This is a genomic window from Streptomyces rubiginosohelvolus (assembly GCF_014649875.1).
Classification (GTDB): Bacteria; Actinomycetota; Actinomycetes; order Streptomycetales; family Streptomycetaceae; genus Streptomyces; species Streptomyces rubiginosohelvolus.
Genome location: NZ_BMTW01000016.1, coordinates 176,599 through 187,163 on the forward strand (window position 1 = coordinate 176,599; position 10,565 = coordinate 187,163).

Genomic DNA, 10,565 nt, shown 5'->3' on the forward strand with positions numbered 1-10,565 from the left:
CAACTAGAGATCGGTGCGCCTCCGTCCGGACCCCCGTGCGGGGCGGTGGCTACGAGCCGTTGTGCGGCCGCTTCTACAGGTTCGCAACTTCCGCCGAAAATTGAACTTGCGTTTCACAGAGTGAGACGGGAGTATCGTCGTATGGACAACTCTAGCGGCGTCGGCGTTCTCGACAAGGCAGCTCTGGTATTGAGCGCCCTGGAGTCCGGTCCGGCCACCCTCGCCGGGCTGGTCGCGGCGACCGGGCTCGCACGGCCCACGGCCCACCGACTGGCTGTGGCACTGGAACACCACCGGATGGTGGCAAGGGATATGCAGGGCCGGTTCATTCTCGGCCCTCGGCTGTCGGAACTGGCAGCCGCGGCGGGCGAGGACCGCCTGCTGGCCACGGCCGGACCGGTGCTCACCCACCTGCGCGACATCACTGGCGAGAGCGCGCAGCTCTACCGCCGGCAGGGCGACATGCGGATCTGCGTGGCCGCGGCGGAACGGCTGTCCGGACTCCGGGACACGGTGCCGGTCGGCTCCACGCTCACCATGAAGGCGGGCTCCTCCGCCCAGATCCTGATGGCCTGGGAGGAGCCGGAGCGCCTGCACCGGGGCCTCCAGGGCGCCCGGTTCACGGCGACGGCGCTCTCCGGCGTACGGCGGCGGGGCTGGGCCCAGTCGATCGGCGAGCGGGAGCCGGGCGTCGCCTCGGTCTCGGCTCCGGTGCGCGGGCCGTCCAACCGAGTGGTCGCCGCGGTCTCGATCTCCGGGCCCATCGAGCGGCTGACCCGTCACCCGGGCCGGATGCACGCCCAGGCGGTCATCGACTCGGCGGCACGGCTGAGCGAGGCCCTGCGCCGCTCGGGCTGACGGCTCGCCCCAACCCCTTTGTCCCTCTGTTCCGGAAGGCCGCCCCAGCGCCGTGGCGGCCCTTTTTCTTCTCCGCCCCCGCTCGAACTGCCGTGGGGCGTAGGGGTGTTGCCTGCGCCGGGGCAACGAAGAAGGCCCTTCACCGAGGTGAAGGGCCTTTCCGTACTGCTCTGTTGTACCCCCGACCGGATTCGAACCGGCGCTACTGCCGTGAGAGGGCAGCGTGCTAGGCCGCTACACAACGGGGGCGTGGTTACTGCTGACTTGCGCTGGGCTACCAGGACTCGAACCTAGAATGACGGTACCAGAAACCGTAGTGTTGCCAATTACACCATAGCCCATGGTGAGACAAGTACCCCCGACCGGATTCGAACCGGCGCTACTGCCGTGAGAGGGCAGCGTGCTAGGCCGCTACACAACGGGGGCCCTAGCGATCCTGCATCGAGAGCGATGGGTGCGACCCATGATGTTCTCGCGGGAAGGATCTGTACCCCCGACCGGATTCGAACCGGCGCTACTGCCGTGAGAGGGCAGCGTGCTAGGCCGCTACACAACGGGGGCTTGTCCTGCTGGTCTTGCTGTACTGCGCTGGGCTACCAGGACTCGAACCTAGAATGACGGTACCAGAAACCGTAGTGTTGCCAATTACACCATAGCCCACTGAAATGCAACCCCTGGTGGGGGCTTCACTTCTGTCTGCGCTTCCCGGCCGGATCTTTCGGCCCGCTCGGGCGGCGCAGAAAGAACATTACCCGAAGGTGTCCGGCGCTCCAAAACGGGTATCGCCTGCCAACAGGCCCGGCAGCTGGTCGAGCCCGGTGATCCGCACGAGATCGGAGCGTCCGCCCCTGCCCCGCCGGTCGAGCCAGATGCCGGTGAGTCCGGCGGCGACGGCTCCGCTCGCGTCGATGTCCGGCTCGTCGCCCACGTACGCCACTTCGTGCGGCTCCAGCGCGAGCGCCTCGCAGGCCGCGTGGAAGGCGCCGGCCTCCGGCTTGGAGATGCCGAGCTCCACGGCGCAGACCATCGCCTCGAAGCGGTCCCGGACGCCGAGCGCGGTGAGCTTGCGGTGCTGGTGGTCGGTGCTGGAGTTGGAGAGGATCGCGTGCCGGTAGGCGGGCACCAGGCGGTCCAGGACCGGCAGCACGTCCGGGAAGAGCGCCCAGGCGGCCTCGTAGTGGGTCACATGGCCGGCAAACCAGTCGTCGGCCTCGGCATCCGTCATGGCCCGCGAGAGGAACTCCCGCACCCGGTCCCGGCGCTGCCCGAGGAAGTCCGTCTCCCCGGCGGCGACGCGTGCCCAGTGCCGGACGGTGATCGCCTTCCAGGCGTCGAGGGCCTCGTCGACCGATGCGTACGCCCCGGGAAGGCCCGCGAGCTCCAGATGCTGCCGCATGCCGGTGCGGTCGGCGCCCGCGTAGTCGAAGATCGTGTCGTCGATGTCCCAGAGCACGGCGCGGATCGGCATGGATCTCACGGTAGCCGCCGGCGGGCCGTCGCGGAGGGGAAAACGGGGAGGGCCGCAGCCGGTCGGCTGCGGCCCTCCCCGGAGGTGTCCGGTCCGGTTCAGCCGGCCAGCTTCGCCAGCGCGGCGTCCACGCGGGCCAGGCTCTTCTCGCGGCCCAGGATCTCCAGGGACTCGAAGAGCGGCAGGCCCACCGTGCGGCCGGTGACGGCGACGCGGACCGGGGCCTGGGCCTTGCCGAGCTTGAGGCCGTGGGTCTCGCCGGCGGTCAGGACGGCGTTCTTCAGCGACTCCGGGTCGCTCCAGTCGGCCGCCTCCAGGTTGGCGCGGGCGGTCGTGAGCAGGGCCACCGGGTCGCCCTTCATCGCCTTGGTCCAGGAGGCCTCGTCCTCCACCGGCTCGTCGAGGAAGAGGAAGTCGACGTTGTCGGTGATGTCGGAGAGCACCGTGACCCGGGTCTGGGCGTACGGGGCGATCCGGGTCCACTTCTCCGCGTCGAAGGCCTCCGGGGCCCAGGGCGCGAAGGGGGCCTTCAGCCAGGGGCCGCAGGCCTCGGTGAAGGTCTTCACGTCGAGCATGCGGATGTGCTCGGCGTTGATGTGCTCGGCCTTCTTGAGATCGAAGCGGGCCGGGTTGGCGTTGACGTCCTTGATGTCGAACGCGGCGACCAACTCGTCCATCGAGAAGATGTCGCGGTCCTCGGCGATCGACCAGCCGAGCAGCGAGAGGTAGTTCAGCAGGCCCTCGGGGAGGAAGCCGCGCTCCCGGTAGAGGTTGAGGGAGGCCTGCGGGTCGCGCTTGGAGAGCTTCTTGTTGCCCTCGCCCATGACGTACGGCAGGTGGCCGAAGGCGGGGGTGTCCTTGGCGATGCCCAGCTCGGTGAGCGCCCGGTACAGGGCGATCTGGCGCGGGGTGGAGGAGAGCAGGTCCTCGCCGCGCAGGACGTGGGTGATCTCCATCAGGGCGTCGTCGACCGGGTTGACCAGGGTGTAGAGCGGGGCCCCGTTGGCGCGGACGATGCCGTAGTCGGGGACGTTCTCCGGCTGGACGGTGATCTCGCCGCGGACCAGGTCGGTGAAGGTGATGGCCTCGTCGGGCATCCGGAAGCGGACGATCGAGGTGCGGCCCTCGGCCTCGTACGCCGTCTTCTGCTCGGCGGTGAGGTCGCGGCAGTGGCCGTCGTAGCCGGAGGGCTTCCCGGCGGCGCGGGCGGCGTCGCGGCGGGTGTCCAGTTCCTCGGTGGTGCAGTAGCAGGGGTAGGCGTACCCGGCGGCGAGGAGCTTCTCGGCGACGTCCTTGTACAGGTCCATCCGCTGCGACTGGCGGTAGGGGGCGTGCGGGCCGCCGATCTCGGGGCCCTCGTCCCAGTCCAGGCCGAGCCAGCGCATCGAGTCGAGCAGCTGCTGGTAGGACTCCTCGGAGTCGCGCGCGGCGTCCGTGTCCTCGATCCGGAAGACCAGGGCGCCCTGGTGGTGCCGGGCGAAGGCCCAGTTGAACAGGGCCGTGCGGACCAGGCCGACGTGGGGGTTGCCGGTCGGGGAGGGACAGAAACGGACGCGTACGGGTGCGTTAACCACGCTTGATCACCTTGTTGGTGAGAGTGCCGATGCCTTCGATGGTGACGGCGACCTCGTCGCCGACGTGCAGGGGTCCGACCCCTGCGGGGGTGCCCGTGAGGATGACGTCGCCCGGGAGGAGGGTCATGGCCTCCGTGATGTGGACGATCAGGTCCTCGATGGAGCGGACCATGTCGCTCGTGCGGCCGAGCTGCCGCTGCTCGCCGTTGACCGTCGCCTGGATGGTGAGGTCGTGGGGGTCCACGTCGGTCTCCACCCAGGGGCCCAGCGGGCAGGAGGTGTCGAAGCCCTTGGCGCGGGCCCACTGCTTCTCGCGCTTCTGCACATCGCGGGCGGTGACGTCGTTGGCGCAGGTGTAGCCGAGGATGACGTCACGCACGCGCTCGCGGGGGACCTCGCGGCACATGCGGCCGATGACCACGGCCAGCTCGGCCTCGTGGTGCAGCTCTTCGGAGAAGGAGGGGTACTCGATCGCGTCGCCGGAGCCGATCACCGAGGTGGTGGGCTTGAAGAAGGTGATCGGCGCTTCGGGGACCTCGTGGCCGAGTTCGGCCGCGTGCTCCGCGTAGTTGCGGCCGATGGCCACGACCTTGTTGGGGAGCACGGGGGGCAGCAGCCGGACCTTGTTCAGCGGGACCTTGGTGCCCGAGAGCTCGAAGTCGGCGTACGGAATGCCCTTGATGATGTCGAGGACGAGGTCACCGGATTCCACGGTGCCCTGTCCCTCGACGGCGCCGAAGGCGACATTGCCGTCGATGGAGAACCTGGCGATGCGCACGGGATGCTGTCGCCCCTCACTTGCTGGCTGGCTGAAGACTGACGCTCCAGGCTAACGCCGTGAGGGGGCACAGCCTCGCGCATTGCCCGGTGACCTACTGGACGACCGCGACCGGGGCTTCCATGAGGATGGTGCGGCGCGGGTTGGCGGTGACGTTGGGCAGGTCGGCGGCGTGCTCCGGCGCCAGGGGCGTCTGCAGCGCTTCGGCGTCCTCGAGGTGCGCCAGCGTGGTGCGCCGGGGGTTGGCAATGTTGCGGAACATCGTCGTCGTCTTCATCTGCCGTCAGGACCCTGTCGGTGAAGGGCGTCGCTCGTCGCGGCGCCGGCTTGTCGGATTCGCCATCCCTGTAAAGCGTCAGGCTAAACATCCGATTCCCCGCCGGAGCCGGGATGAGGCGGCGATCATCATGTGAGTTTGCTCACGAACTAATCGACAATTGACCCATTTCGGGCGGCGGATCGTGATCCAGAAAACGGACATTGCACCACTGAATCCACCATTCCGCTCCTGATCATCGCGACTGGGACACCCCCCACCCCTAGGTAAGTCCTCCATAAAAGTCCGCTTTACCCACGATCACTCTCCACTGCTTGTTACTCGTTCATCACAACGTGTCACGCAGGTCACAGCCCGGTACATGGGCCTTGTTGGAGATCCTGCACTGTGCTGGAATTCCACGCACCGCCGCGGGTTTCAGGCCGGCGCGCAGGGGCGCAACGCAGCGCCGAGTGGCGGCGGGAGGGGGAGTACGCCGGTCACTCACACGACCACCATGGGGCGCGTCCAGCGCCCCACGACGCCGACACCGTCCTGTCCGCATGCGCGGGTGGGACGCCTGGTCCAGAGGTTGCGACGCTAGTGCAGGGACGTTTCAAGAGGGATGGCAGCGCTCCGGCGGAACAGGAGCCGCGCGGCGGGACCGACCGCGGTTCCTCGCCCCAGCACGCCCAGAACCCCGGGCCGGCCGCTGCCGGCGACAACAGCGACCGTGCGCAGCGCCCGGGCTCCACGACGAGCAGTGCGGAGCCGGAAACGGCCGCACAGCCGCGCGGCCCGGTCGACACGGGCTCGCGAATAGCGCTCCGTAACTGGCGCATCAGCACGCGACTGGTCTCGCTCCTCGCCCTCCCCGTGGTCGCCGCGACCAGCCTGGGCGGCCTGCGGATCCAGGAGTCGATGACCGACATGCAGCAGCTGGAGCACATGCAGCTGCTGACGAAGATGACCAAGCAGGCGACCACGCTCGCCCGGGAACTCCAGATCGAGCGCGACCAGTCGGCCGGTCCGCTGTCGAACAAGTCCAAGCCCACCGACTACAAGGTCACCGGGCCCCGGGACAAGACCGACCGGGCCAAGAACGCCTTCCTCGACGAGACCGACTCGATCGGTGACTCCGAGGGCGACGAGTCGCTGGAGAGCATCCACGCGAGCATCTCGTCGATCGCCTCGCAGCTCGGCACCATCCGTACGATCCGCAAGACGGCGTACGAAGAGGGCACGCCGAGTCTCAACACGATCGACCAGTACAGCCAGCTGATCACCTCGCTGCTGAGCCTCTCGCAGGACATGGCGCAGGCGACCAACAACCCGGACATGATCAAGCGGACCCGGGCCCTGGCGGCGTTCTCCTCCGCCAAGGAGTACGCCTCGGTCCAGCGCGCGATCATCGCGGCGGCGCTGCCCGGCGGTTCGGTCAAGGAACCGCACCTCAACCCGAACGACCGGCAGTTCGGCTCCAACGCGCTCGCCAAGGAGTCCCGGGCCCTCACGTCGTTCAAGCAGATCTACGCCACGACCGGGCAGAGCACCGAAGAGCTCATGGCGCCCCTGGAGAACGGCAACCCGGAGATCAACGCCGGGAACATGTACGCCAAGCGGATCCTGGACACCTCGAACGGGATCGAGGGCAAGCAGGTCCGGTCGTACCTGGACTGGTACGACCAGAGCACCATCAAGATCAAGGCCATGGAGACCATCGAGGCCACCCTCCTCAGCGACATGGAGGCCAAGGCCCGTGAGCTGCGCCAGGCCTCCCAGCGCGACGCCATCATCAACGGTGCGGTCATCCTCATCGTGCTCGGCGTCTCGCTCGTCGGCGCCTTCGTGGTGGCCCGCTCCATGATCCGGTCCCTGCGCCGCCTCCAGGACACCGCCACCCGCGTCGCCCAGGACCGGCTGCCCGAGCTCGTCAAGCAGCTCTCCGAGACCGACCCGCAGGACGTCGACACCTCCGTCGAGTCGGTCGGTGTGCACTCCCGGGACGAGATCGGCCAGGTGGCCGCGGCCTTCGACGACGTGCACCGCGAGGCCGTCCGCCTCGCCGCCGAGCAGGCCCTCCTCCGGGGCAACGTCAACGCGATGTTCACCAACCTCTCGCGCCGCTCCCAGGGCCTCATCCAGCGCCAGCTCTCGCTCATCTCCGAGCTGGAGTCGCGCGAGGCCGACCCGGACCAGCTGTCCTCGCTCTTCAAGCTCGACCACCTCGCGACCCGTATGCGCCGGAACGGCGAGAACCTCCTCGTCCTCGCGGGCGAGGAGCCGGGCCGCCGGTGGACCCGCCCCGTCCCGCTGGTCGACGTGCTCCGCGCCGCCGCGTCCGAGGTGGAGCAGTACGAGCGCATCGAGCTGTCCGCGGTGCCCGCCACCGAGGTCGCAGGACGCGTCGTCAACGACCTCGTGCACCTGCTCGCCGAGCTGCTGGAGAACGCCACGTCGTTCTCCTCGCCGCAGACGAAGGTCAAGGTCACCGGTCACGCGCTGCCCGACGGCCGCGTCCTGGTCGAGATCCACGACACCGGCATCGGCCTCTCCCCCGAGGACCTCGCCGCGATCAACGAGCGGCTCGCGCAGCCGCCGACGGTGGACGTCTCCGTCTCCCGCCGCATGGGTCTGTTCGTGGTCGGCCGTCTTTCCCTGCGTCACGGCATCCGGATCCAGCTGCGCCCCTCCGACTCCGGCGGTACGACCGCGCTGGTCATGCTGCCCGTCGACGTCGCACACGGCGGCAAGCAGCCCCCGTCCAAGCAGGGCTCCGGTCAGCAGTCCGGCGCCCCGGGCGGTCTGCTCGCGGGCAACGGCAACGGTGCGGGCAACGGCCAGCGCCCCGGTCTCGGCAGCGGTCCGGGCGGTCCGGGCGCCAAGAGCCTCGGCGGCGCCCAGCGCGGCCAGGTCGGCGCGGGCGCGGGTCCCCGGGCGGCGCTGCCGGCCCGGGACGGCTCGGCAGGCCTGCCGCAGGGCCCGCAGGGCGGCGGCCAGCCGAACAACGGCGGCGCCGGCCAGGACTTCCCGGGCCAGGGCCCGGCCCCGCAGCGCCAGGGCGGCGGTCTCTCCGGCGCCTTCGGCAACAGCGCCCGGCTCGGCGCCCGCGGCCCCCAGGGCGATGCGCCCGGCCGCGGCGACGGTGGCGCACAGCCCAACCTGTTCGGGCACGGCGCTCCGGCGTCCTCCGGGCAGAACGGCCGCCCGGGCCCGTTCGCCCCGCAGAACCAGCAGGCCCCGTCCGGCTGGCAGAACCAGCAGGGCCAGAACGAGCAGCAGAACCAGGCCGGCCACGCGAACCAGCAGGGTCCCGGGGCGCAGCAGCCCCAGGGCCGCCAGGAGCAGGGCGGATTCCAGCAGCCCGGCGGCCCCGGCCGTCAGCTGCCGCCGCCCGGTGGGCCGCGTGCCGAGCTGCCCGGGGGCAACCCGCAGCCGCAGCGCCCCGCCACCACCAGCTGGGGCGCCGACGCACCGCGCGGTCACGAGGAGCACGACGCGACCGGACAGTTCGCCCGGCCGGCGGGCCCCGGCCAGGACCCTTCGTTCAACGGCCCGCAGAACCAGCGGCCGGCGGACGGCCGCCAGGGTCCCGGCGCGACCTCCGAGTTCGCCCGGCCCGACTTCTCGGGCCAGGGGGCTCCGCAGGACCGCTCGTACCCGCAGCAGGCTCCGCAGGGCCAGGACCCGGCGAGCACAGCGCAGTTCGCCCGGCCGGACTTCGGTGTCCCGCACCAGCCCCAGCAGGGCCAGGGTCACCAGCTGCCCGCGCCGCGTGGCGACGACTTCGGTGCGCCGCGTCCGTCTGCCTCCCCGGCGGGCGAGGCTCCGTACCGTCCGGCGCTCCCCCAGCAGCCTCAGCAGCCGGAGGCCCTGCCGCCGGCCGGTCCCGGGGACGGGCGTACGCCGCTGTACGACACGCTGGAGACGAACTGGTTCCACGGTCCGGGCCAGGGCGGCCAGCAGCCGCCCGCCGAACCGCAGGCGCCGGCCGCTCCGGACCCCACCGGTGTGCCGGTTCCGCCGCTGCCTCAGCGCGGTGCCGCCGACGCCTCGGTCACCAGCTCGTGGCGGGCCTCGCCCAACGACGAACTCGTACGCCAGGCCGAGCGGGTCAAGAAGCCCGCCGCCGGCGGGGTCACCACTTCCGGGCTGCCTCGTCGTGTTCCCCGCGCCAATTTGGTTCCGGGGACCGCACAGCAGCAGAATCACCAGTCCGGACCTCAGGTCTCGCGCGCGCCCGATGACGTGCGCGGTCGTCTGACCAATCTCCGCCGGGGCATCCAGCAGGGTCGGCAGGCCAACAACGGCTCGCAGACCGGCAGTTTCCATCTCGGCCCCACTCACCAGCAGGAGCGTTAGTTGAGCCCCATGAGTCAGGCCGCGCAGAATCTGAACTGGCTGATCACCAACTTCGTGGACAACACCCCAGGGGTGTCCCACACGGTGGTGGTCTCCGCCGATGGCCTGCTGCTGGCGATGTCCGAAGGGTTTCCGCGCGACCGTGCCGACCAGCTCGCCGCTGTCGCGTCGGGTCTCACCTCGCTGACCGCGGGTGCGTCGCGGATCTTCGAGGGCGGCGCCGTCAGTCAGACGGTTGTGGAGATGGAACGGGGATTTCTCTTCCTCATGTCCATCTCCGACGGCTCGTCCCTGGCCGTCCTGGCCCACCCGGACGCCGACATCGGTCTGGTCGGGTACGAGATGGCCCTCCTGGTCGACCGTGCCGGCACCGTCCTCACGCCCGATCTCCGCGCCGAGCTCCAAGGCAGTCTGCTCCACTAGACGGCCATCCAGCGGATTCACGACACGATCCCCCCAGGTAATGCCCACAACCCTCACCCGACAGGCCGCTTTAGTCCCCTCACCGGCCCCTTGCAGACGGCAAGCCGAGAACCTGCTGTCACGCCCGGAGGATTCATGACCCCGCCACCCGCCTCACCCGATCCGTACGGCGCACTGCACCACGCGTCGTACGACGGGGAAGGCGACCAGCCGCTGGTTCGTCCTTATGCCATGACCGGCGGCCGGACCCGGCCGCGCTACCAGCTCGCGATAGAGGCGCTGGTCAGCACGACGGCAGACCCCGCGCATCTGGGGACCCTGCTCCCCGAGCACCAGCGGATCTGCCACCTCTGCCGTGAGGTCAAGTCGGTGGCGGAGGTGTCGGCGCTGCTGTCGATGCCGCTCGGCGTCGCCCGGATCCTGGTGGCGGACCTGGCGGAAGCCGGCATGGTGGCCATCCACCAGCCGGGCAACGGAGAGGCCGGCGGCGCGCCGGATGTGACACTGCTCGAAAGGGTGCTCAGTGGACTTCGCAAGCTCTAGCGGCGGTACGGGCCGCGCCACCACCTCGGCGAAGATCGTGGTGGCGGGCGGCTTCGGCGTGGGCAAGACCACGTTCGTCGGGGCCGTGTCGGAGATCAACCCGCTGCGCACCGAGGCCGTCATGACGTCCGCGTCCGCGGGCATCGACGACCTGACGCACACCGGGGACAAGACGACGACCACCGTCGCCATGGACTTCGGCCGCATCACGCTCGACCAGGACCTGATCCTGTACCTGTTCGGTACGCCCGGGCAGGACCGCTTCTGGTTCATGTGGGACGACCTGGTCCGCGGCGCCATCGG

The 10,565-nt window shown here is 70.1% G+C and carries 9 protein-coding genes and 5 tRNA genes; 5 read left to right on the forward strand and 9 right to left on the reverse strand.

Features of this window, described 5'->3' with window-relative positions; translation table 11 throughout:
- Positions 1-141: 141 nt before the first annotated feature.
- Positions 142-858 carry an IclR family transcriptional regulator NdgR gene (gene ndgR / locus IE134_RS28450; protein WP_010062013.1) on the forward strand — a complete coding sequence of 239 codons (717 nt, stop codon included), beginning with the start codon at positions 142-144 and terminating at the stop codon, positions 856-858.
- A gap of 176 nt (positions 859-1,034) precedes the next feature.
- Here the strand turns inward: ndgR and IE134_RS28455 are convergent.
- The 9 genes from IE134_RS28455 to IE134_RS28495 all read right to left on the reverse strand — a co-directional run bounded on the left by IE134_RS28455 (position 1,035) and on the right by IE134_RS28495 (position 4,955).
- Positions 1,035-1,107: transfer RNA gene (locus tag IE134_RS28455), tRNA-Glu, on the reverse strand.
- Positions 1,108-1,127: 20 nt separating this feature from the next.
- Positions 1,128-1,199 (reverse strand) — tRNA-Gln (locus IE134_RS28460).
- 12 nt (positions 1,200-1,211) lie between these two features.
- Positions 1,212-1,284 (reverse strand) — tRNA-Glu (locus IE134_RS28465).
- A 62-nt stretch (positions 1,285-1,346) separates the two neighbouring features.
- Positions 1,347-1,419, reverse strand: a tRNA-Glu gene (locus IE134_RS28470).
- Positions 1,420-1,446: 27 nt separating this feature from the next.
- Positions 1,447-1,518 (reverse strand) — tRNA-Gln (locus IE134_RS28475).
- Positions 1,519-1,606: 88 nt separating this feature from the next.
- Positions 1,607-2,326, reverse strand: a complete 720-nt coding sequence (locus IE134_RS28480) for an HAD family hydrolase (protein WP_030715524.1) — start codon at positions 2,324-2,326, stop codon at positions 1,607-1,609.
- A 98-nt stretch (positions 2,327-2,424) separates the two neighbouring features.
- Positions 2,425-3,900: a glutamate--tRNA ligase gene (gene gltX / locus IE134_RS28485; RefSeq protein WP_189432114.1), complete on the reverse strand. Its 1,476-nt coding sequence runs from the start codon at positions 3,898-3,900 to the stop codon at positions 2,425-2,427.
- Positions 3,893-4,678 carry a fumarylacetoacetate hydrolase family protein gene (locus IE134_RS28490; RefSeq protein WP_098020149.1) on the reverse strand — a complete coding sequence of 262 codons (786 nt, stop codon included), beginning with the start codon at positions 4,676-4,678 and terminating at the stop codon, positions 3,893-3,895. Before IE134_RS28490 ends, gltX begins: the two co-directional genes overlap by 8 nt.
- Before the next feature lie 94 nt (positions 4,679-4,772).
- Positions 4,773-4,955, reverse strand: a complete 183-nt coding sequence (locus tag IE134_RS28495) for a hypothetical protein (RefSeq protein ID WP_030715510.1) — start codon at positions 4,953-4,955, stop codon at positions 4,773-4,775.
- 582 nt (positions 4,956-5,537) lie between these two features.
- Here IE134_RS28495 and IE134_RS28500 point away from each other — a divergent pair.
- The 4 genes from IE134_RS28500 to IE134_RS28515 form a co-directional block, all read left to right on the forward strand.
- Complete coding sequence (locus IE134_RS28500) at positions 5,538-9,296, forward strand: sensor histidine kinase (protein ID WP_189432116.1); 3,759 nt, start codon at positions 5,538-5,540, stop codon at positions 9,294-9,296.
- A 9-nt stretch (positions 9,297-9,305) separates the two neighbouring features.
- A complete protein-coding gene (locus IE134_RS28505; RefSeq protein ID WP_006127850.1) occupies positions 9,306-9,719 on the forward strand; it encodes a roadblock/LC7 domain-containing protein in 414 nt (137 codons plus the stop codon).
- A 135-nt stretch (positions 9,720-9,854) separates the two neighbouring features.
- Positions 9,855-10,262, forward strand: a complete 408-nt coding sequence (locus IE134_RS28510; RefSeq protein WP_003966010.1) for a DUF742 domain-containing protein — start codon at positions 9,855-9,857, stop codon at positions 10,260-10,262.
- Positions 10,243-10,565 (forward strand): GTP-binding protein (locus IE134_RS28515; RefSeq protein WP_189432118.1); only part of this gene is annotated, 323 nt, incomplete at its 3' end. The genes IE134_RS28510 and IE134_RS28515, both read left to right, overlap by 20 nt.

Excerpts from the sequence above, each read along its gene's own strand:
- ndgR (WP_010062013.1), top strand. The coding sequence starts at position 142 with ATGGACAACTCTAGCGGCGTCGGCGTTCTCGACAAGGCAGCTCTGGTA.
- IE134_RS28480 (WP_030715524.1), bottom strand. The coding sequence starts at position 2,326 with ATGCCGATCCGCGCCGTGCTCTGGGACATCGACGACACGATCTTCGAC.
- IE134_RS28495 (WP_030715510.1), bottom strand. The coding sequence starts at position 4,955 with ATGAAGACGACGACGATGTTCCGCAACATTGCCAACCCCCGGCGCACC.
- IE134_RS28505 (WP_006127850.1), top strand. The coding sequence starts at position 9,306 with ATGAGTCAGGCCGCGCAGAATCTGAACTGGCTGATCACCAACTTCGTG.
- IE134_RS28510 (WP_003966010.1), top strand. The coding sequence starts at position 9,855 with ATGACCCCGCCACCCGCCTCACCCGATCCGTACGGCGCACTGCACCAC.